Source organism: Erwinia sp. LJJL01 (assembly GCF_047300805.2).
GTDB classification, from domain to species: domain Bacteria; phylum Pseudomonadota; class Gammaproteobacteria; order Enterobacterales; family Enterobacteriaceae; genus Erwinia; species Erwinia aphidicola.
Map to the genome: position 1 here is coordinate 678,846 of NZ_CP178576.1, position 20,569 is coordinate 699,414.

The window sequence follows — 20,569 nt, forward strand, 5'->3', positions numbered from 1 at the left end:
GAGGGGAGAGGATAGAGAATCAATCTGCACTACATCAGGCCACTACTCGAATGTGACTAACATTGAACATCGCATTACCCAAGGCCCATTTGGTGATGTAGAACATACTACCAAAATCACAATTGAAAACAGCCATAATGACTTTAAGTAGTTGAATTAAAGGGTGATAGCATCACCCTTTTTTCATTATGCAAGTTCAGCACAATAAAAAACCGACCAGTGCTGGCTCAGCTAATATTCATGTTTGATTATTTACCCAATGCGTCCTGAATGGCGTCGGCTAAATCTGACAATACCTTAGCTACATGTTTCAAATCATCATCAACTCTTGAAAAAGTTGATCCTTCGCAGCTACCAACCGAAGTTTTTGCAATTTCAAGCGCAGCTTGGACAGCCAGTAGTCTCTGTTTCTTTTCAATGCCTTCGCTTGGGGTAAAATAATTATCTAACATCACAACCTCCTTTTCAAAGTGAGGCTACACCATAGCGCCAGGGTTAACTCCAGTGAAGCTAAATTTATGATTCATCATCAGGCCCACTCGCAAATGGGCCTTGTGATGCTCACTACTCGTTACTTTTGGTGTCCTCGTCCCACTGCTCGAGGAACTGTACCGGGTTACCGCTACCTAGTAGTGCCATTGCTTCTCTCCTTTCGGGTTTGTTCAATTTCTCGGATGCCAGCCAGCTGGCTGTTGGCCTGGTCAATTGCCACCAGCAGCGGGTCGATCCAGAGCACAGCTTGGCAGTAAGTCAGGGTGCCGGTGGCAGCGGGACCAAAACGGGCGCTGTCAGACTGACTGGTATCGGCGTGCATTGCGCTGGCACGTAGACGGTTCGTGTAGTCGAGCAACCGGCCAGCAATAGCAGCAGGCACATGCAGAGCACAGGTCGGCTCGCTTTTGAGGATGGTGCGATACTCAATCTCTTTCTCCTGCGCCTTGCCCGTCAGCGTCACAGCATATTGCTGCTGCCTGTCGGCTATCTCATTAAAGCGGTTAAACCGGAAATACTGTGTAGCGATTACCGAGCTCTGCATGTCGTTATCGCGCTGTAAGAGTTGATTTGCTGAGAGCTGAGCTTCAAGTTGGCCGTGGTAATGACTTGCCAGCTTTGCCATGCCGAAACAGATAATCAGTAAGGCGGACACTAAAACTAATCGCCAATTATTTACTAGCCAGATCATCAGCATTCTCCGCCAGGCACAGTGAGCGTTCCATTTCGCGGCGATTCATCAATCCACGCCATTTCTGTCCACCGGCATACACCCAACGCCTTAATTCATCACAAGCCGCAAAAGCGTCACCTGCGTTAATTTTTTTCAGCAGCGTGGAATTGGAAAAAGAATTCAGACCTACGTTATAGGTGAAGCTGTAAAGCGATGCGCGCTGGAACTCTCCGAGCGGAACTTTAACGAGTGAGTCGACGCCTTCTTTTACATGCTTCAAATCCCGATATAGCAGCTGGTCGCATTCTCGATCCGTGTAAGTCTTGCCTTTGACAATATCAGCCCCGGTATGGCCGTCGCATACAGTCCAAATGCCAGTAACGTCCTTGTAAGCCTCATATTTTCGTCCTTCTACACCGTCTTTGCCACCGATGAATACCGTGGCGATCAACATTGCGCCACCACCTGCAACAGCGATTAGTTTATTGTGGAGGCTGCTTGAAATAGCCATGCGTTAATCCTCGCCAAGCTTATCCGATGGGATGTAGCCGCGGGTTTCCAGCGCTTTTATCTGCGCCAATGAAACTTTGCGTTTGAAGTAGAAGTTGATCGAGAAAGTCAGTAGCGCGACGACAATACCGGCAATGACACCAACGGCGCTCCACTCATCTGGGCTGAGCCTTGTCAGCAGCCCATTCGCAACAGTTCCGGCTGACGCGCCGTATGCTGCGCCTGATGCCAGTTTGCTCATATCGATACTCATATCACCTCCGTGATTACGGGCGGTGCTGTAGGTAGTCAGAAGAAAAGATCGCCCGCTGCCACACAGGAAAGGGTGAAAGTCTATGTTGATTGGCAGGGGCGCTGAAACGGAAAAGGCATCGCCGAAGCAATGCCTTAAGGGAATTGAGAGTACTATACCCCCTGTTTAACTCTTTCCCATTCTCTTTTTAATATCTGCTGGGTTAACTTAACTAAGGCATTATTTAAAACTACAGTTTCGGAGAAGTGTCTCCCAAACAACTCATTACCTTTTTCTGGTTTTACTAAATCAGAACTCATCTTACGAACTCGCTCAAATAAATCATAAAATTGCTGATACTCATCCTCTTTAGAATTAAGCATCATTAAAATTTTGGAAGACAGCAACGTAACCTTGTCGTTACTCTAATTCATCTTGTTAATGGACATCTCCACAGCATGAGTTGCTAGCTTTCGCTCTGCATTAAGATTTTCATTATCTGATGAATGATTTTCAATGATTTTATGAATTTCTTTAAGATAAATGGAGTTCATTCTGAACTGATTTGTAGCTTCAATCAAACTTGGCGCAGCTACGGTATACTCTGCAACTACATCCCTTAAGCTATTAATCCAGCTCTGTCTATTGCCGGAGAGTACTTGCATGTCGAAGTTAGTTTTAGCAATTTCGATCTGAGTCTTTCTATCTTGCTCGAATGATTCCTGCTGCTTATTTCTATCAGCCTCTAAAAAGAGTTGCTGCCTTTCCCTGTCTTCTCTAAGAAATTCTTGCTGATGTTCCCGTTCAGCCTTCATATTTTCTGCATTGCGCTTAAATGTCCAAACGGCGATTGAAGCAGGAATGATACCTGCAACCAAACTGACTATTCCTGTAATAATCACGTTTGTGTAGTCCGGGGGGGATTCGATGAAAATTTTTGGTAAAGTCTTAAATGCCACGTTAAGTGTTTCAGTTGCAGCATCGTGGGTGTACAAAAATGGTATGCCATGCCAAGCCATGATTTTTTCCTTATCAAAAATAGTAAAATACATCATTTGACAAGAAATAAAAAAGGCTCCGCGTTTGCGGAGCCTCCGAATTCTTTTAATTATATGTGAGCATTAAAATCCCATGATGGGAGATATATTTATCCAATTTCGGACAAAAAGCAATAGGCATTTGCTGTAATTTGTTCGTCAGCGGGTGATTTTCTGGAACTCATCCCCTGCACAACTCTCTTCCATCTCGCACTTAGTAATCATCTTTTCATAGAACGGCTTCCAGTTGCGGCGCCACGTCCTTTCGTTCAGGTCGGGTACCAGATGCCGTATCGCGGCAAACGCCAGCGTGGATGGCTGACGCTTGAATCCAAGACCGCCGCACCGCTCGCAATCTTTCTCAACCGGAGCTCCCACCAGCTTTGACTTCTCAACATCACGAACGCGCCCGGTGCCGCCGCAGCGGCACCGCACTGACAGCTTACCCTTGCCGTGACATGTCACGCATTGATTTTCCACCAGCTGCAGCTGATAAGTTGGCGGAGTCTTCTCCCCGCACCCTGGATGCGTCATAACTTGCGCCAGCGTGTTAGTGACACCGCGGCCCTGGCAGTGAGGGCATTTTGTCGTATCCGCCGCAGAGCGCGCGTAATCGTTGTAGGCGAACTTTGCCAGCACAATCATGCACTGACCCATTTTTCGTCCAGCGGCTTTGCTGAGGAGCTTAGGAGCGGTTTTATGGGCATATAGCGCCAGTGCTTTGGCTGCATCTTCCCGGTCCCGCTGGCTGATGCCCGCTTTGCCCAGATATGCGCTCATGCCGAAATGGGCAGACGACTGGCACATGCCGATCGCAGCCATAACGTCCGTCCCACTCAAACTGTCCGATGCGGTGGCGCCGGGGATGTCGGTGATCATCAGGCTTTTCGGGCTGAAATGTTTTAACACGGCTTCGATTCTCACAGTTGTTTCCCCTTTTCGTTTCGGTCAGTTTTATTTTGGCGCTGCAGGTGTGGCCCGGTGCGTTCAGATGCTGATTAGCACTTTCAGCGTTCGCGGCTTGCGGGCCTTGTTCGAGATTGCGCCCTTGTTCACCAGCGCTTTGATATGCACCTCAGCTGCATTGCAGGACTTCCAGCCGAAGTGATCGCACATTTCCTGGCGCGACGGTGCGTATCCGTTGTCAGCAGAGAAATCCCTGATGAAGCGGCAAACGTTTTTCTGGATCTCGGTCAGTTCAGGCATGCGGCCTCCTCAGGCTGTTTCGATAATTTTGATGCTGCCGGCTTCGCCACACAGCTTCGTAACGCGCACATCCCACACGGCGCAGTCGTCGTGATAGACGGCATCCATCAGCGCCTTAAGCAGATTGTCAGCGTCCGGTTTCTGCTGATGCGGCTGGCCAGCGTGCGCCGCGCGCTTTTTCTTACTCCAGCTGCGCGGCATTGGCATAACAAACGTGACGTGCGAATGGCTGACGGGCAGCGCCACGCCGCGCAGGCGTACTTCGTCGCAGAACGCCCGGTACCGGATCACGGCTGGACGCTTCGCCCAGCGGTCCCTCTGCGTCATTCGGGGCTTCGGCAGTGGGCAGATGTCGTAAACCTGCATCAAAAGCCCTGTTTTTTCTCAGTGAGGTGTTCATCGATTTTCAATGCGCGGGCAGCTGCAATCCGGACCACATAATTGAGCCTTTCCCGATCGGCTTCATTTAAAACATCAATCAGGGCCAGTTCCGCCGTGATCCGGTAAAGGGTTTCCAAAGCCAGTTGAAGCTGAATCTCAATGTTCGTTGTTTCTGACGCTGAGTTGCTGTGATTTTTAGTCATTACCATCCACCTTTTTTGCCATCGTTTTTTGCGCTTCGAGAGCGCGCCATTTCAGCAGCCTGCTGCTGATTGAGTTCATAGACCGCACCATTGCGCTGCTCGACATAACTGACGCCAGTTTTACCGTGACGGTTGAGCTGCAGCAGGTATTCGGTCAGGCTCAAATCAGGAATACCAGCAGCATCCTCTTCCGCGTGGATCCCCAGCCAGTAATCGCAGTCCTGCTCGATTGATCCGGTTTCCCGGCTATCGCTGGCACGCGGTCGCTTAACCGCCCTTCCTTCGACACCGCGGTTAAGCTGGGTTAGTAGCACAACCACGCAGTCCAGTTCTTTCGCCAGATTCTTCAAGCCCTGGGTTATCAGCCCGTAGGCAAGGTTGGAGCGCTCCGCCTTCTCTGTCTTCATCAGCGTAAGGTAGTCAACGAGGACCATTCCGATGCTGCCCTTCTCACGCTTTAGCCTCCGGCATTCCGCCTGGATGTGGGCCAGGGTTATACCAGGGGTGTCATCGATGAAGATATTTTCGCTATCCGCAAGCTCCAGTGCTTTCGCGCTGGCAATAGCAAACTGTGAGTCATCGAAGCGGTCTGCATAGAAAATATCGGTATTGACGCGCGCAACCTGTCCGACAATTCGCTCAATGATCTGGTTGTTCGGCATTTCCAGGCTGAACAGAGCAGTAACCTTTTTTTCCACCAACGCGCAGTGGATCGCTATCTGCTGGTACAGGGTCGTTTTACCCATCTTTGGACGAGCGCCAATGACGAAAAGCGAGCCACGCACCAGCCCTTTAGGTTCCAGAAGCTCGTCAAGCCCTGCAATGCCGGTACTTAGGCCACGCACGGAATCAGGATCAGTGAACCGTTGGTCAACTTCACCTAACCAACCGTCGAGCAGTTCGCGGAGTGGGCGCAACCCGTTACGCTTGCCTGTACGCGCGTGGTCGGCAAGTTCGGTAAACACACGCTGTGCTGCTTCGTATCGCTCAGCAGAGGTCATCCCGTTGCTGGAGAAAAACAGTTCTGTCATCTGTGCTGTTTTCTCAATGCCGTAACGCATCATTGCCTTGTCGCGGACCTCTTCGGCATAAGCTGCAATGTTGGCAGAGCTGGGAACGTAGCGGCTTAGTTCAGCCAGGTAGGCGAACCCACCAATGCTTTCCGTCAGTCCCTTGTTGTCGAGCGCATTTGCAAGCGTCAGCAGGTCGAGATTCTGCTGCTTGCCGTGCATCGCCAGAATTTCGCGATAAATAACCTGGTGCTGGTGCAGGTAAAACGCCTCTGGTTTCAGACGGCTCAGAACGGACTCGACCCGTTCACTACCGGCATCAAGCATGATGCTGCCTATCACACACTGTTCGGCATCGATATTTTGCGGCAGGCTTTTGAAATCAACGGTCATCTTTCGCCCCCTCACGCACCAGCAGGTATGTTTCATCGCTCAGGAAATATTCCAGGCCTTTACGATGCCAGACGCGGCCAGAGCGTGGGTCCTGCCGATCCTCCAGCATCCAGCGGCAATTCTCTGAGATGTAGGTCAGATACTGTCGCCATGAGTCCAGCGTGAACGGCGTGCCATCAAGCTGGCGGGTCATCTTGCTGGCTTTTTTCCAGAACGTGCGGATCTGGTTGCGACGTTTGTCGCTCAGCAGGCGAACGCCTTTGGCCTCCGGCAGAACTTCGTGATAAACGGCCAAAACCGCCTCGCAGGAAAGGGCCGGGGCCTTTGAGTCCTGCTGGTTAACGTTTGCTTTTGGTGATTCCTGCTCGTCCTGGTGGGCTGATGCACACTCAATACCGTTAGGTGTTGAGTTACTGTCTTTCTTGTCTTTTGTAATATTGTCTTTTGTGGTTAGCAACTTGTGCAAAGGTCCTATAGCGGAAGTTGCTAAATTTTTCTTAGCAGGTTTAGCTAAAGTTTTGCAGAATCCGTTATTCTTAGTTTCCCACTCTGAAATATTGGTATTCATGCCAACTTTACGGCCCTGCTGTAACAAGACTTTCTTCCGAACCAGATTGTTTTTGGCAGTGGAACAATGCGTGAAATGTTTGTCGATCATATCTTCGAATTGCTCGTTGCTGATCCAGTCCACTTTCTTACTGTACCCGTATGTTTTGCGCCAAACGGCCATCAAAATGCATAGTTCCGTCTCTGGCAGTCCAGAGCACATGGTTGCATCAATCAGCTCGTTAGCAAGACGCATGTAACCGTCCTCAAGCTGTGCCACGCGCTGCTCCTCACGCTCTGTGCGAGCGCGGAAATGGATAATCTCGGCGGTATTACTCATGGTCACCCCCTGCGCGCCGCTTGGCTTCCAGAATCTGGCGCAGGCGGTCGGCGACCTGAGGGTTAAATGCCCGGACGAACTCCTCCCGGGCCATGTCTTTATGTACAGTACTTTCTGGTTGCGCTTTACGGCGTTTCTGTCGCATAATTGACCTCGCTTTAGCTAAGCAATGCTTTATCGGGCTGTTCAGTTGGTGCTGTTCAGCCTTCACCTTTCCGCTCATACTTCCTGAAATTCTGTTCAAATAGCCATTTCGGCACAGTACAGACATCGTTCGGCCAGTTGGGGCGAATGAACAAAACCTGCCGTTCCTTCCGGTCATAACTGACCACGCGCACGATAACGCCGCGCTTATCGCGCCAGAGTTGGTCTGTTTCAACGAAACGTTCATCATCCACCATTGCCCTCGACTGGCATGCGCAGGTGCTCCAGCATCGAAAGCAGCTGGCGAGCTTCCTCTCCGGTGATCACCACGTTTTGTTCACAGCCAGGCGCCGCAACGCATCCCGGAGGCAAGCCCAGTTCGTGAATTAACTTGCAGGCCAGACCCACCAGGCCAACTTTTTTTCGACTAAGACCCGAAGGGTGGATCCCCATGTCCATCGCCAGTGGTTTGTTGCCGCGGGCAATCGCTTCTTTGTGAAAAAAGCTTTCTAAAGCTTCTGGTTTGCAATTCACACGAACTGAATTGCAACTTGTTGCAACTGATTCCATTGATAATTCTCCTTAACGAAACGTTTATTGGTTAGTTGGGTGGGGAAAAAGGTCAGGAAGGTCTGGGCGAATCTCATGAGCTAAGACTTCACCTCGTGTTGCTTCCACTATTGCAGGCACTTTTTCAGGGGATACTCGTTTTTTCCCGTGCAGCCAGCACCAGACATTCGGCTGGCTAACTCCGACAAGATCAGCGAATTTTTTCTGACTCCCCACAGTCTGAATTGCACGATGGATAGCTTGATTGACCATATAAACACCCCAGGGTTTTAAATTAAGAGGAATAATACCCTTGAGCACAATCAATAGCAATACCCTAAGGTATTTGACTAACAATACCCCTAGATATATGTTCGAGCACATGAAAACATCAAATCTTGCGGAACGACTAAAAGCGGCAATGAGTGCCAGAAACATGTCTCAGGCATCGTTAGCTGAGGCTGCAGGAATAGCTCAGCCTAGTGTGTGGAAGATCACATCAGGGAGAACTAAAAGCTCAAAAAAATTAGTTGATATCGCCAACGCACTGAAGGTCAGACCTGAGTGGTTACTGAACGGATCAGGCGCTATGGATTATCAAGATAGCGGTTTGAGATATGGTGAAGAAGACCTTCGCACAGGCGTAAATGAGTTCAATCAAGATGATAGGCATTATGGGTTAGTAATGATCCATGATGATAACGGCATAACTGATGACACTATCTTAGTGCCTGATGAGGTTTTTGGGGCTGGTGATGTTATAGCTTATCGATTGAAACATCCAAGTGGATTCAATGATATACCACAAGGATCAATCATTGTGGTTAATACAACCGAGAAGCCGGGAAATGAAGACTACGTTTATGTAAATGTGAATGGAACCCATTCAGTTTACAAGTTTTTATCCAAGGGAAACTCCGGATATCTTGATTCAGGTGACAGCCGTATCCCTCTGTTAGCTGTGACGGATGAGATTAATATTATCGGCGTAGTCGTGTTTCTCTCTCGTTTCTTCAGAAAATAAATCCTATCTAACCCCTGTCTTGAATAGAGATAGACAGGGGCAACTTCTAAGTATTTACCGACTCCCACTCGCACTAAAGCCCTAGCCACCTCCCACCCCCAATTTCCCGAATCATACCACTGTTCATTCATACAGTATTCTTAAACATTAAACTTTACTCCCCTCTAGGTCAAGTCCATCCGTCAAAACTCAAAACTCTATAGCTCAATTTTTTTCCTATTACGCATCACACACTTATACCCAAAAGACTTCTTTTGTTACCCTAGGGTATTGCAACAACCAATACCCAAGGGTATGTTAATAGCCATCAGCACGACGCAGCCCACAGCAGAACGCTGACCCGCTCTTTAACAACTCGGTTTTCACAGCAGCCAGAAGCGGCCAACGCTCCCGGCAAAATGAAATGGCGCCGGTAAGGATACCAGGCAGGCGGGCGAGTCATCTGCGGGTGATAGTTCGCGAAGGGGAACCCGTAACCGCGACGGGCTGCTGTGCAAATTGGAGCGCCCCGATTATGGGGCGCAGTTTTCTTTGAGTTGCTCCGGCACCAGCGAGGCAGTCATAGCCGGACCACATGGCCGGAACTTAGGCTGATAGCGTGGGCTGGCGCAGCATCAAAGAGAATTAGCGGCATCGTGTCGCATTTAAGCGAGGTTTTATGGAGCGTTTTGCCAAAGTTTTTGAAAGTTATGGCCGGCAGTTTCTGATCCGCAAGGGTGAGAACGATGATGGTGATGCGGCGTTGAGCATCACGACCGTTTTCGAAGGCGCTGAGATGACTGTAAGCATCGGCTTCGGCGATAACGATGATGCAGTATCAAAGGCGCTTCAGGTCTTTGACCAGAAGGCGGCCGACGTAATCGGCAAAAAACTTGAAGGATGTGGGAATGCGTTCGAGGCGTTTAAAGCATTGAGCGAATGACAGCCCGGCTCAATTCCGGCAGTGAAGTGGCCACCTTTAATTTCCATTGGGGTTCCTATGTACAAAGTTGAAAAAGCTAAAGTTTTGTTTTTTGATGATTCTGACATACAAAATCATGACGTATCACTTGCCGATGGCGCGTTGAAACCGGATGTCGATTTAGCCAACCTCGACTCAGAAATCATCATTTATCAAAACCGGATAATCAAGAACGTTTACGGCCAAGTTGAAAAGTTTCCCTTCAAAAAAGTTTAACGCCTCACCAGGGCAAGCCCGGAGAACCGCAGCAGTATATTGGGCTTAAAAGTAAAGGCGGCAAGAAGCCGGGCATCACCCCGGCACCCAACGAAAAGAGCATTGGCGGTGAGAAAGCTGGCGCAGCTTCCACAGTCCGACAGCCCCCTCAGTGCTCTCCTCGTTGTGTCGCATGGGTATGACCAGCGCTGATCCCGACTGGGTCGGTTCGATTCCGGCAGGCACAACCCTAACCATTGCTGTGTAGTCTGTTTGCCCTCGCTTCAGAGGGCTTTTTTTCGCCCATTTCATGGAGGTGACCGTGCAAGCCATTCCCAAATTAACCCAGCAGCGCCTGGCAGAATTACCGCCGGGCACGCGAATTCGGATCGGCAGAGAGCTGGTCACCTTCAATAGCTGCAGCGTCCGCCCGAACTACAAAGGCGAGGCCGAAACGTTCGTTGAGTACACCGATGCGAATGGTCAGGCGCTGCGTCATTGCGAGTTCACGGTGCTGCAGTCAGCTACCGAAGTGATTGACGCGGTGATGTGCAAATACTGCGGCAAGTTCCGGCATCCGGACGACATCGTCAAAAAGGTGATCAACTTCTGGAACCGCACCGAGTACTTCGATTTCTGCGTCGGCGGCGTGTGCAGCCAGCGCTATCAACAAAGCATCCGCGTGCCGTCGCAGACCAGGGCGCGCTTCTCCGGGAGGAAGTACCGATGAAACCTATTGACCGCATGCAGTTCCGCCACCGCCTGACGGGCGCCGACTTCAAGCCGCAGGCGCGGCACTGGACGAACCCAGTGCTGGCCGCCCTGCTTATCTTCGCGGGGACGTATCTGTTATGCAGGTAACGCTTATCCCCACTGAATTCGCATTGAACGAAGCAATGCGCAACCTCGCTTTCAGCACAATCCTGACGCTGTGCGAACAACATCAACTTGGGCCGGCTGACCTGGTGCAGCTGGCCCACCAGCTGGCGCAGCGCGATGCAGCTGCCGATGCATTAACTGGAGAGCATCATGCCAGTATTACGCGTAATTGACACCGAAACCACCAGCCTTGAGGGTGGCGTTTGCGAGATAGCCAGCGTCGATATCGTCGACGGCCAGATCTGCAACCCCATGAGTGATTTCATTAAGCCGCCGGAGCCAATCACTGTCGGCGCCATGGCTATCCACCACATCACGAACGAGGATGTGGCCGGTGCGCCGCCAATCGAAGCGGTTATCGATCGCTACCTCGGCGCTGACGTGTACGTCGCCCATAACGCCAAATTTGACCGCAGCAAGCTGCCGCAAATCGCCGCACCGTGGATCTGCACCATGAAGCTAGCGCGAAAGCTCTGGCCGGAGCTGGAGAGCCACGGCAACCAGTTCCTGCGCTATCACCTGCAGGTAAATGCGAACGTACCGGACGGCCTGCATGCTCACCGCGCGCTGTATGACTGCTATGTGACGGCGGCGATCCTGATTTCGATTAACCAGCATGCTCGCTTCACCATCGCTCAGATGCGCGAAATCACGGCCAGGCCATCCATGCTGCACAGCATGCGGTTCGGCAAGCACAAAGGAAAGCCATTCGAGGAGATAGCGGCCACCGATCGCGGCTATCTCAAATGGTGTCTGGCAAACATGGACCTCGACGAGGATCAGAAATTCACCATGCAGCACTACCTGCAAACGGGAGGGTGATATGGGCATACCCGTGCTTATCCTGGGTGACTCAGGGTCTGGCAAGTCGGCCAGCATGATGCACCTCAACCCCGATGAAGGCTTCCTGATTAACCCCGAAAATAAACGGCTACCGTTCAAGTCGAAAGGCTGGATCAAGCGTGACTATGTAGCCAAGACGGGGAATGTCTTCCATACGGATCTGGCCTCCGACCTCGTGATGATTATCAGCCATGCACGGCGCGCAAAGCGAAAGTTCGTGGTGATCGACGACTTCCAGTATGTGATGGGCAACTCGTTCATGCGGCGCCGCAGCGAAAAGTCGTTCGAGAAGTTCACCGAGATCGGCGGTGGCGCGTGGGACGTCGTGAAGGCGGCGCAGCAGGCGGAAGACGACCTGATCGTTTACTTCCTGGCGCACACGGAAGAAACCGCCGCCGGGCGCATCAAGATGAAGACCATCGGCAAGATGCTGGACGAAAAAATCACGGTAGAGGGCATGTTTACCATCGCCCTTCGCACTTCCGTGACCGATGGCCGCTACCACTTCACCACTCAATCCAACGGTACCGACCCGGTTAAATCGCCGATCGGACTGTTTGAAGATTTCCAAATTCCTAATGACCTGGCAACCGTTGACGCGGCGATCCGGGATTACTACGAACTCAACGACGGAGTAACCGCATAATGCAGCAACCTATTTTTACCTTTGACGCAGACTCAGCCAAAGCAGCCGGGCCTGCAGGTGCATCCGAAGGCGGCGCCTACGCCGGCATCATCAAAACTGCAGTATTCACTTCAGCGCGTGACACCGACTCGCAGTCACAGTCTATGGAATTCGCGCTTGATGCCGACGTGGGCAGCATCAACTATCTCCGGGTTTCTTACATTGGACGCGATGGAACTCCGCTTCGCGGCGGTACCGCGATGATCAACGCCATTATGGGGCTGACCAAAGTAACCGCTCTGCATGCTACCGAAGTGCGCAACGAGCAGGGCGAAATTGAATACCACTGCAAGGAGTTGGAAGGCAAGCCCATTGGCTTCGTACTGCAGAAGGTTCTTTACACCAAAAATGACGGAAAAGACGGCTACCGTTTCGAAATCCGCCAGGCGTTCGGTACCAAAACCCGCAAAACATACCGCGAGGCGGTCGACAACCTGCCGGCAGAGGTGGTCGATAAATTAGTCGCATCACTCACTGATAAAGACGAGCGCGTGCAGGGTGGTGCAGGCGGCCCTGCAATGAGTGGACAGCTCGGCAATCAGCCGCGGTCAATGCTGGGTGGCCAGCAGCAACAGCAGCAGTCTCGCCTGCAGCAGAACGCAGGGGGCCGCGGTAACCAGCAGCCGCAAACCCTGCATGACTTTGACGACGACATTCCTTTCTGATCCCCAGTTCGTAGCCACTGCGGGGGCTTTCTGGAGCATTTATGCGACTGACCTATAAAAACCTCGCGCAGCAGGCCGCTGCCAGCGAGAAGAAAGGCGATTTTTCAGAAGCAGCTCACCAGTGGCTGCAGGCATCGCGCAGCTCCACCGGCAGCAACATATACGTCTCTGTTCGGGGCTAAGCCAGTTTTTAAAAGCGATCTGACACGCTTTTTTCTGTTTGGGGTCCGTTTCGATGGCGCTGCATATCTCGATCCGGAGCTGTGGACGAAACCGACCGAGCAGATTGGTTTTTCATGCTGGCCGCGCGCCAAGGGCCCAAAAGGAATGGGGGTTAATCACAAAGCACTGCTCGAACTATGGTCGGTGCAAAAGCCAGACTTTGAAGTGAACCGGGTTCCGTTTCTTAAATTGGTAGCCCTGGACTGGGGGATGTTACTTCTCATTGGCTGCACCTACTTCCGACGTGAAGATGCTATTTACTTCAGCACCGGAGCAAAACTGGATGCCACTGCTGGTGCTATCGAAATTCTCAGCAGCGAATATCAGCAAGCTAAACAGAACGCATCTAAATAACCTACCCTTTCAGCATCTGACCGATAATCTACGCAGCAGTCTATCATGAGGCCCAAAGGTAACCAGATAAAACTCAATATAATCAATTAGTTATACTTAAATTATGATTAAATTAAATTTTCAGATTAAAACATGAAATAATCGATTTGAGAAAATCATCTAACTCAAGTAAAGTAGATTCATAGATAGGAAAAGCACGATATGATGACATCTAGCTAATTGCTTACATAATCCCCAAAAAAAAATTATCAACTTGAAAATTAACTTCAATAATGATGATATAAGCAAATGTAACACATCATATTTAATGACCCATGGCAAAATTCGCTTCATCTTAAATTAACACATAACTTAATAAGGAAGTCATCATGAATGATATTTTAAGCTGGATTGAGGTGGGAAAACTATCAGCTGAGCGTGACGATAGATTATCGGAATATTTTTTTGATAATGGAGTTTTAAGCAGCGTAATTAATAGCCCGTCATCCTTTTTAGTTTTAGGTAGAAAAGGTGCTGGTAAAACAGCATTATTTAGGCATCTCACCACAAACCCAAGTTTGTTTTTAAAACAAGATGAAATTTTGGTACCATTATCTTTTGAAGACTATAATTGGTCAGTTCATTCCTTATTAAAAAATGAACTTGCTGCTGAGTCGCTATCCTACAAACAGTCCTGGCGATTCGTAATCTTGATTGAAGTAATAAAAGCATACTTTAGACACCTAAAAGAAAAAAACATCAACATTCCTAAAGAACTATCAAAGGCACAAGAAGTTATAAATAAGATCTTCAATGAACCATTACCATCGATATCAAATATTATAGGTAAGAAATTACTTTCCTTAGGTAAAATAAGCTTACCTAAAGCAGGGGTTGGTTTCAATGATGACGGATTTGAAAGTTTAGATTTGGATGGTGGTGAAATATCCTTCGAAACTATAAAAAACGATGAAGATCTTAAAGAAAAACTCCGCACAAACATTGATTACTTCATTACATATTTTGAGACTGTTATACAATCCATATCACCCATGAAAGCTAAAATATTCATCTGTTTCGATCGCATTGATGAAGCATGGGATAATATTTCCGTAGAAGTTTCTAGAAAGGTTATTGCAGGGTTGGTTACAGCTGCTGATTCCATGACACCTAAATACAAGGGTTTTATAAGACCCATTATTTTTCTTAGGGAAGATATTTTTGAAGTACTGAGTATAAATGACTCGAACAAATTGCGCGAAGATTGCGGGGCTCTGCTACATTGGGATAAAGAGTCACTCGTAAAACTACTACTTAAAAGGATAAATTATTATGCTCAACAAAAAGGGATCCCACTAATAAATAACATTGATATAATTTTTAACAAAGATGAAATGCGCCAGCGTTTAAAACCAATAAACTACATAATAAAGCGTTCCATGATGCGTCCAAGAGATTTGATTTCTCTGATGGATAAAACAATACGCAGTATGAAAGACGCCAAGAATGACCCATTCGAAGAAAGTATCGAAACCTCTGATAAACTGGATGTTGATTTCATCTATCAAGCCGAACCAAAATATTCAGAGTGGTTAAGGCAAGAGATAATTGATGAGTGGTCCGTGCAAAGACCAGAAATAATATCTTTACTCGCCGCGATTCAAAATAATTCCTTGACTAATTTCACCAAGGAAAGAATTATCACGGAAATGAAGAAAATTGATGATAATTACAACGAGGAAAAAATTAATTCTCAATTGAGATTTCTTTTCGAAATTTCTTTGATTGGTTTTAAAATCGGCCAGTCGACAATATGGAAGTATAAAAGTTTTTATCCAGCCCAAGGATTTATAGATTCCGACGAGTATAAAATTCATGACGGCTTAACTAGGGCGTTAAATCTGAAAGAACCTAGAGATAAAGGTGATCAAGTCTGATATTTAGCTTAACTTCTAATTACCTGCTTCGGCAGGTTTTTTTACGCCCTACCCCATGAAAACCAAAATCCGGTGCCATCTCGTGCGCCACGAAATCTTCTATGCCAGCATTCGCAAGGCGGCCGTGCTGATCCTGCTGCTTATCGCGGCGTTAACCGTGGAGCTGTATATCTGACGAGGTGAGTCTATGCAAACTCAACTGCCGGAGGGAAAGCCTATTGGGACGGTCGGCAGGTCACCTGCCGCTGTTCCGCTTATGACTTCCCGCACCGATTCACTGGTGGCAGCTGCAACGGCTATCACATGGCGAAAACTGCTTTGAAAACCGTCTCGGCTGCATGAACTGCAACTGCCTGCACGCTGGCGGATGTGACGTTATAAACGAAACAGAAAGCCCTTCTGAATGTCCCTACGTGCTGGATTTCTGCGCTTACTACCAAATAAAACTCAGCTGATCCGGAGCAGCAATACAATGACCGAACACACTAAAAATCCTTACTGCGCGGCGCTCGACGCCCTTCGCGCAGCGCCCACCCACAAGCTGAAGGAAGTCGGCGACCAGTGGCGGTCGCCGGATCGGCTGTGGTGGGGCATCAACTCAAAATTTGGTCCGTTCGTGCTGGACCTTTTCGCCGACAGTGATAATGCGAAGTGTGAAGCGTTCTACAGCGCTGAAGATAACGCGCTTACTCAGGACTGGAGCGCCCGCCTGGCAGAATTGCACGGCGCCGCTTACGCCAACCCGCCCTATTCCCGCGCCAGCCAGCACGAAGGCCAGTACATCACCGGAATGACACACATCATGGCGCACACCGCCGCGATGCGAGAGCTGGGCGGCCGGTACGTTTTCCTGATTAAAGCGGCAACTGGGGAGCTATGGTGGCCGGAAGATGCGGATCACATTGTGTTCATTCGCGGCCGTATCAGCTTTGACCTGCCAGTGTGGTACCGGCCGGCGGAGGGCCAGCCGTCGGAATCATCCGCGGGGTTCGGCGCGGCGATCGCGGTGTTCGATAAAACTTGGCGCGGGCCCAAGTTTGATTACGTCAGCCGCGATGAACTGGAAGCGCGCGGCGCCGCGTTCATGCGTCAGATAGAGCTGGCCGCGGCAAAGTTGATGCCGCCAGCGGAAGTTACTGCCGCGCTACAGGTGCCGGAAACTGAAAATGATGTCTGGCCAGAAGAAGTTCACCGCATCGCAAGGGGTATAAAACACCTGGCGGACCTGCCGACAGACAAAAATCGCAAGGTAATGCAGCACATAAACCACCTACTACTGGACCGCGCACCGTCCGGTGCGATTATCGTCATGGCTCAGTCACTGGCCGCAACTTTTAAGGAATTCCCGAATGCGTGAAATCATCGTAGACAATTTCGCCGGCGGCGGCGGGGCCAGCACCGGGATCGAAATGGCAACCGGCCGCAGCGTCGATATAGCTATCAACCACGACCCGAATGCGATCGCCATGCACACGACAAACCACCCTGACACACTTCACTACTGCGAATCAGTGTTTGATATTGACCCGGTGGCGGCCACCAGCGGAGCCCCGGTCGGGCTGGCGTGGTTCTCGCCGGATTGCCGCCATTTCTCGAAAGCGAAAGGCAGCACCCCGGTTAAGAAGGAGATCAGGGGGCTAGCCTGGATTGTCCTCCGCTGGGCTCTGGCTACCCGCCCCCGCGTCATGATGCTTGAGAACGTTGAAGAGTTCAAAACCTGGGGGCCGCTTCTGGCAGATGAGGATCGCCCGGACCCTTCCCGCGCAGGCGAGACGTTCGCCGCGTTCGTGGGAATGCTGGGTGCTGGCATCCCAGCCGACAACCCAGCGCTGGATGAGGTGTGCGAGTTCCTGCTGATTGACAGGCACAGCGCGTCGGCGCAGCGGCTGACCGATGGCCTGGGCTACGCGGTCGAATACCGGGAGCTGCGCGCCTGCGATTATGGCGCGCCCACGATCCGCAAACGCTTCTTCATGGTGATGCGTTGCGACGGTATGCCCGTAGCCTGGCCGGAGCAGTCGCACGGTGACCCGAAATCACTGCCGGTGCAGAGCGGCCAGCTTAAGCCCTGGCGCACCGCCGCCGAGTGTATCGACTGGTCATTGCCCTGCCCGTCAATTTTCGACCGAAAAAAACCGCTGGCGGAAAACACGATGCGCCGTATTGCACGCGGCATCCAGCGATTCGTGATCGACAACCCCACGCCGTTTATCGTCAAGTGCAACCACACCAGCAGCAAAACTACCTATGACACCTTCCGTGGTCAGGGGCTGGATGCGCCGCTGCAGACGATCACCCGCAAGCATGGCTATGCGATCGTTATGCCGCACATCACAAAAATCCGTACCGGGGCCACCGGGCAGGAAGTGACTGAGCCGATGCCCACCGTCACGGCTGGCACCTCCGCGCGCCCAGGCGGTAACGGTCATGCCCTGGGCATCGTAGAAGCGGCTCTATCGCCATTTACGATTGGTGCTGGCGGACCAGAATACTCGGCCAACCCGCGCAGCATCGAACAGCCTGCGGGAACCGTGGTAAATAAAAACCATTCCTGCCTGATTGCCCCGGTCATCGCCCGCCAGTTCGGCGCCAGCGTCTGGCACGCGGTTGGCCAGCCAGCCGGAACGGTAACAGCCGGCGGCGGCGGCAAAAGCCAGTTCGTCAGCCCGACGCTGATCCAGATGGGATATGGCGAACGTGTCGGCCAGTCTCCCCGGGTGCTGGATATTCATAAGCCAGTCGGGACGGTTACCGCTGGCAGCAATAAGTTCGCGATTGCCAGCGCGTTTCTGGCCAAACACTTCGGCGGGAACTACACCGGACCAGGTGCGCCGCTGGATGGGCCAATGCACACCGTCACAACCACGGATCACCACGCCTTGGTCACGTCGAGCATCATCAAAATGCGCGGTACCAACACCGGGCAGCCGACCGACTCACCGCTGCAAACAGTCACAGCCGGCGGCCAGCACTTCGGCGAGGTCCAGACCAGCCTGGCTATGCAGGATTATGACGAGGCGCGCGCGGCGCTAACTGCGGAGTTTCTCCACCAGCACGACCTGCGCGAGTTTGTCGAGATCGAGGAGGTCACGTACCGCATCGTTGATATCGGTATGCGCATGCTGCAGCCGAAGGAATTGTATGCTGCCCAAGGCTTCCCGGCCTGGTACGTGATTGATCAGGACTACCGCGGCAACAAGTACGCCAAAGATAAACAGGTGGCCAGATGCGGCAATGCCGTGCCGCCGCCGTTCGCTGAAGCGCTAGTACGCGCCAACCTGCCAGAAATGTGCATTACAGAGGAGAAAGTGGCATGAAAGACAATCAGAGCTGGATGGACACAAAAGAGGTCTGCGAGCACCTGTGCGTATCAGCACGGACGCTCGAACGGTACCGGAAACGGGATAGCAGCGCCAACCCATTCCCGGCCCCGGATGATTACTGCATCGGTCGCGCCAATAAGTGGCTACGCGCAAAGGTGCTGGTCTGGCAGCAGGCAGAAGTGCAGCAGCCGAAAAGAAAGGCTCTGCAGCACATTCACGGTAAATTCCAGCGCGATCAGTTCGGGCGAATCACCCGGCACTGCGCGGCGTGAACTCCAGCACGTCAGTCTCGATAATACTCATCAACCTCGCCCACCACTTCCCGTACGCCTCCCGCATTTCATCCATGTACTGATATTTGTCGTACACGCCCAGTACGCCGGGCAGCGCGTGGCCGAGCATCTTCTCTGCAACGATTGGATCTGCCAGTTCAGAGAAGTTGGTGCGCGCGGTACGCCGCAGGTCGTGAACGGTGAAGTGCGGGACGTTCTCCTGGTAGGCCTTGAGCATGAACTGCCGCAGGTTGGCGGTGATGCTGAGGTGGTTGCCCTCAGGCATTGGCTCATCTTTTCTGCCAGACAAGACGTACTCTCCAGGCGCAATTTCCATCGCGCGCTGGAGCAGCGGCACTATCTCCGGGATTATTGGCCGCAGAAGCGGCTGCCCTGTTTGCCGGCCGGTCTTGTGGTTCTCCGGCGGAACAGTCCAAACCCCCTCGACAAAATCGAAATCACTCTCCTTGGCCAGGCGAAGCTCCGACAGTCGGCAGGCAAAGAACAGCAGCAGCTTCAGCAGCAGTTTGTTTCTTTCCATCAGCCTCGAGTCGTCGATCGCCATCCAGACCATCGCAATTTCCTTCCGGTCCAGCACCCTTTTCCCAGTACCTTTTTTGATACCGAAGTCACGCCCGGTCAGCTCACTTAGCGGGTTAACCGTCAGGATCTGCCGCTTCACGGCCCAGCTGTAGCACTGCTTTGCGTTGCTGATCACCCGCTTTGTGATTTCGCTGTATGCCTTCGACAGGCGGTCCAGCAGCGTCAGCCAGTTGTGCAGCGTCAGCTCTGCCGCCGGGTACTTACCGACCTTAGGGAATACGTGCAGCTCGAACGAACGGATGATCAGCGGTGAGCTTTCTTTCTGGATGCACACCATCGCGAACCACTCACGAAAGAGCTGCTCGAATGTGAACTGCGTGCTGATTTTGCCGCGCTCCAGGTCGCGTTTGATTTTCGGGTTGTCACCTTTGGCCAGAACGGCGGCCCACTTCTCGACTTCTTCGCGGGCATCTTTCAGGCCCAGGTGGGGGTAACTGCCGATCGTCATCTTGTCCTGTTTGCCCAGGAACCGATAGCGATAGAAGAAGGTGACGGCGCCTTTTACGGACACGCGCACCCACAGACCATCACGGTCTGCTTTTTCCACTACCTTCTCCCGCTCTTTGTTCAGGCAGGATTTAAGGTAGCTATCTGAAATAGCCATGTTTTTTGTCTCCCCGTGTCCATGATGGACACACTGCAACGGCCCAATAGTAGAATATGGACACGCTGATGGACAGTAAAACGATGGCTTAAGTGGTCGGATCGTGACGTAGGTTGTCGTGGGTGTTTTTGTTTGGTATCAGAGGGGGTAAGGCTTTGAAGGTAATTTTTGTCGGAGGTTGTCGGAGCTTGTCGGGCAGTTAATTATCGATGTGGGCGATGATAGAAAAGTTTCTTATGTGCTTCATTATTGAGATTTTTCTGCCTTACAAATTCTGGAACTCTCGCGATGCGAAGCAGGAGAGCGT

At 51.2% G+C, this 20,569-nt stretch carries 31 protein-coding genes; 15 read left to right on the forward strand and 16 right to left on the reverse strand.

The window, feature by feature from the left end; all coding sequences use genetic code 11:
- Positions 1-248: 248 nt before the first annotated feature.
- From ACLI4M_RS03855 to ACLI4M_RS03925, 15 genes are all read right to left on the reverse strand, one after another.
- Positions 249-452, reverse strand: a complete 204-nt coding sequence (locus ACLI4M_RS03855) for a hypothetical protein (RefSeq protein WP_133623014.1) — start codon at positions 450-452, stop codon at positions 249-251.
- A gap of 170 nt (positions 453-622) precedes the next feature.
- Positions 623-1,183 carry a hypothetical protein gene (locus ACLI4M_RS03860; RefSeq protein ID WP_133623013.1) on the reverse strand — a complete coding sequence of 187 codons (561 nt, stop codon included), beginning with the start codon at positions 1,181-1,183 and terminating at the stop codon, positions 623-625.
- Positions 1,164-1,676, reverse strand: coding sequence for a lysozyme (locus ACLI4M_RS03865; protein ID WP_133623012.1), 513 nt, complete (start codon positions 1,674-1,676; stop codon positions 1,164-1,166). The genes ACLI4M_RS03860 and ACLI4M_RS03865 overlap by 20 nt, the downstream gene beginning before the upstream one ends.
- A gap of 3 nt (positions 1,677-1,679) precedes the next feature.
- Positions 1,680-1,928 (reverse strand): phage holin, encoded by a 249-nt coding sequence (locus tag ACLI4M_RS03870; RefSeq protein ID WP_166643160.1) that lies wholly within the window; start codon positions 1,926-1,928, stop codon positions 1,680-1,682.
- Between the two features lie 152 nt (positions 1,929-2,080).
- Entirely contained in the window at positions 2,081-2,293 is a 213-nt protein-coding gene (locus ACLI4M_RS03875; RefSeq protein ID WP_133623011.1) for a hypothetical protein, read from the reverse strand.
- A gap of 39 nt (positions 2,294-2,332) precedes the next feature.
- Positions 2,333-2,926 (reverse strand): hypothetical protein, encoded by a 594-nt coding sequence (locus tag ACLI4M_RS03880; protein WP_133623010.1) that lies wholly within the window; start codon positions 2,924-2,926, stop codon positions 2,333-2,335.
- A gap of 177 nt (positions 2,927-3,103) precedes the next feature.
- Positions 3,104-3,868 carry an antitermination protein gene (locus ACLI4M_RS03885; protein ID WP_133623009.1) on the reverse strand — a complete coding sequence of 255 codons (765 nt, stop codon included), beginning with the start codon at positions 3,866-3,868 and terminating at the stop codon, positions 3,104-3,106.
- Positions 3,869-3,931: 63 nt separating this feature from the next.
- Positions 3,932-4,150, reverse strand: coding sequence for a hypothetical protein (locus ACLI4M_RS03890; RefSeq protein ID WP_133623008.1), 219 nt, complete (start codon positions 4,148-4,150; stop codon positions 3,932-3,934).
- Positions 4,151-4,159: 9 nt separating this feature from the next.
- A complete protein-coding gene (locus ACLI4M_RS03895) occupies positions 4,160-4,516 on the reverse strand; it encodes a RusA family crossover junction endodeoxyribonuclease (RefSeq protein ID WP_133623007.1) in 357 nt (118 codons plus the stop codon).
- Positions 4,516-4,734: a hypothetical protein gene (locus tag ACLI4M_RS03900; RefSeq protein ID WP_133623006.1), complete on the reverse strand. Its 219-nt coding sequence runs from the start codon at positions 4,732-4,734 to the stop codon at positions 4,516-4,518. The genes ACLI4M_RS03895 and ACLI4M_RS03900 overlap by 1 nt, the downstream gene beginning before the upstream one ends.
- Entirely contained in the window at positions 4,734-6,137 is a 1,404-nt protein-coding gene (locus ACLI4M_RS03905) for a DnaB-like helicase C-terminal domain-containing protein (protein ID WP_133623005.1), read from the reverse strand. Before ACLI4M_RS03905 ends, ACLI4M_RS03900 begins: the two co-directional genes overlap by 1 nt.
- The gene (locus tag ACLI4M_RS03910; protein ID WP_133623004.1) at positions 6,127-7,023 is read right to left on the reverse strand and encodes a replication protein; all 897 of its coding nucleotides are present in this window, start codon (positions 7,021-7,023) and stop codon (positions 6,127-6,129) included. The genes ACLI4M_RS03905 and ACLI4M_RS03910 overlap by 11 nt, the downstream gene beginning before the upstream one ends.
- 200 nt (positions 7,024-7,223) lie before the next feature.
- Entirely contained in the window at positions 7,224-7,424 is a 201-nt protein-coding gene (locus ACLI4M_RS03915) for a DUF4222 domain-containing protein (RefSeq protein WP_133623002.1), read from the reverse strand.
- Positions 7,414-7,737 carry a hypothetical protein gene (locus ACLI4M_RS03920; RefSeq protein ID WP_133623001.1) on the reverse strand — a complete coding sequence of 108 codons (324 nt, stop codon included), beginning with the start codon at positions 7,735-7,737 and terminating at the stop codon, positions 7,414-7,416. Before ACLI4M_RS03920 ends, ACLI4M_RS03915 begins: the two co-directional genes overlap by 11 nt.
- Before the next feature lie 24 nt (positions 7,738-7,761).
- A complete protein-coding gene (locus ACLI4M_RS03925) occupies positions 7,762-7,989 on the reverse strand; it encodes a transcriptional regulator (protein WP_133625024.1) in 228 nt (75 codons plus the stop codon).
- A gap of 109 nt (positions 7,990-8,098) precedes the next feature.
- Here ACLI4M_RS03925 and ACLI4M_RS03930 point away from each other — a divergent pair, with 109 nt between their 5' ends.
- The 15 genes from ACLI4M_RS03930 (at position 8,099) to xis (ending at position 19,055) form a co-directional block, all read left to right on the forward strand.
- Complete coding sequence (locus ACLI4M_RS03930; RefSeq protein WP_166643159.1) at positions 8,099-8,740, forward strand: helix-turn-helix domain-containing protein; 642 nt, start codon at positions 8,099-8,101, stop codon at positions 8,738-8,740.
- A gap of 658 nt (positions 8,741-9,398) precedes the next feature.
- Positions 9,399-9,662, forward strand: a complete 264-nt coding sequence (locus ACLI4M_RS03935; protein WP_133622999.1) for a hypothetical protein — start codon at positions 9,399-9,401, stop codon at positions 9,660-9,662.
- Between the two features lie 57 nt (positions 9,663-9,719).
- A complete protein-coding gene (locus ACLI4M_RS03940) occupies positions 9,720-9,917 on the forward strand; it encodes a hypothetical protein (protein WP_133622998.1) in 198 nt (65 codons plus the stop codon).
- A gap of 301 nt (positions 9,918-10,218) precedes the next feature.
- Entirely contained in the window at positions 10,219-10,626 is a 408-nt protein-coding gene (locus ACLI4M_RS03945; RefSeq protein WP_133622997.1) for a hypothetical protein, read from the forward strand.
- A complete protein-coding gene (locus ACLI4M_RS03950; RefSeq protein WP_274603502.1) occupies positions 10,623-10,757 on the forward strand; it encodes a hypothetical protein in 135 nt (44 codons plus the stop codon). Before ACLI4M_RS03945 ends, ACLI4M_RS03950 begins: the two co-directional genes overlap by 4 nt.
- Positions 10,758-10,792: 35 nt before the next feature.
- Positions 10,793-10,948, forward strand: coding sequence for a hypothetical protein (locus ACLI4M_RS03955; protein ID WP_435581192.1), 156 nt, complete (start codon positions 10,793-10,795; stop codon positions 10,946-10,948).
- Positions 10,926-11,597 (forward strand): exodeoxyribonuclease X, encoded by a 672-nt coding sequence (gene exoX / locus ACLI4M_RS03960; RefSeq protein WP_166643158.1) that lies wholly within the window; start codon positions 10,926-10,928, stop codon positions 11,595-11,597. The genes ACLI4M_RS03955 and exoX overlap by 23 nt, the downstream gene beginning before the upstream one ends.
- A gap of 1 nt (position 11,598) precedes the next feature.
- Positions 11,599-12,264, forward strand: a complete 666-nt coding sequence (locus ACLI4M_RS03965) for an ATP-binding protein (RefSeq protein ID WP_133622994.1) — start codon at positions 11,599-11,601, stop codon at positions 12,262-12,264.
- Entirely contained in the window at positions 12,264-12,968 is a 705-nt protein-coding gene (locus ACLI4M_RS03970; protein WP_133622993.1) for a hypothetical protein, read from the forward strand. Before ACLI4M_RS03965 ends, ACLI4M_RS03970 begins: the two co-directional genes overlap by 1 nt.
- A gap of 41 nt (positions 12,969-13,009) precedes the next feature.
- Entirely contained in the window at positions 13,010-13,150 is a 141-nt protein-coding gene (locus tag ACLI4M_RS03975; RefSeq protein ID WP_133622992.1) for an ANR family transcriptional regulator, read from the forward strand.
- Positions 13,151-13,295: 145 nt separating this feature from the next.
- On the forward strand, positions 13,296-13,544 hold the full coding sequence (locus ACLI4M_RS03980) for a hypothetical protein (protein ID WP_133622991.1): 249 nt from the start codon (positions 13,296-13,298) through the stop codon (positions 13,542-13,544).
- Between the two features lie 368 nt (positions 13,545-13,912).
- Positions 13,913-15,460 (forward strand): P-loop ATPase, Sll1717 family, encoded by a 1,548-nt coding sequence (locus ACLI4M_RS03985; protein WP_133622990.1) that lies wholly within the window; start codon positions 13,913-13,915, stop codon positions 15,458-15,460.
- A gap of 472 nt (positions 15,461-15,932) precedes the next feature.
- Positions 15,933-16,817 (forward strand): phage N-6-adenine-methyltransferase, encoded by an 885-nt coding sequence (locus ACLI4M_RS03990; protein WP_133622989.1) that lies wholly within the window; start codon positions 15,933-15,935, stop codon positions 16,815-16,817.
- Positions 16,810-18,777, forward strand: a complete 1,968-nt coding sequence (locus tag ACLI4M_RS03995; protein ID WP_133622988.1) for a DNA cytosine methyltransferase — start codon at positions 16,810-16,812, stop codon at positions 18,775-18,777. The genes ACLI4M_RS03990 and ACLI4M_RS03995 overlap by 8 nt, the downstream gene beginning before the upstream one ends.
- A complete protein-coding gene (gene xis / locus ACLI4M_RS04000) occupies positions 18,774-19,055 on the forward strand; it encodes an excisionase Xis (RefSeq protein WP_133622987.1) in 282 nt (93 codons plus the stop codon). Before ACLI4M_RS03995 ends, xis begins: the two co-directional genes overlap by 4 nt.
- On the opposite strand, the gene ACLI4M_RS04005 is transcribed toward xis, so the two are convergent.
- Positions 19,033-20,262 carry a tyrosine-type recombinase/integrase gene (locus ACLI4M_RS04005; protein ID WP_133622986.1) on the reverse strand — a complete coding sequence of 410 codons (1,230 nt, stop codon included), beginning with the start codon at positions 20,260-20,262 and terminating at the stop codon, positions 19,033-19,035. The genes xis and ACLI4M_RS04005 overlap by 23 nt on opposite strands.
- Positions 20,263-20,569 lie beyond the last annotated feature (307 nt).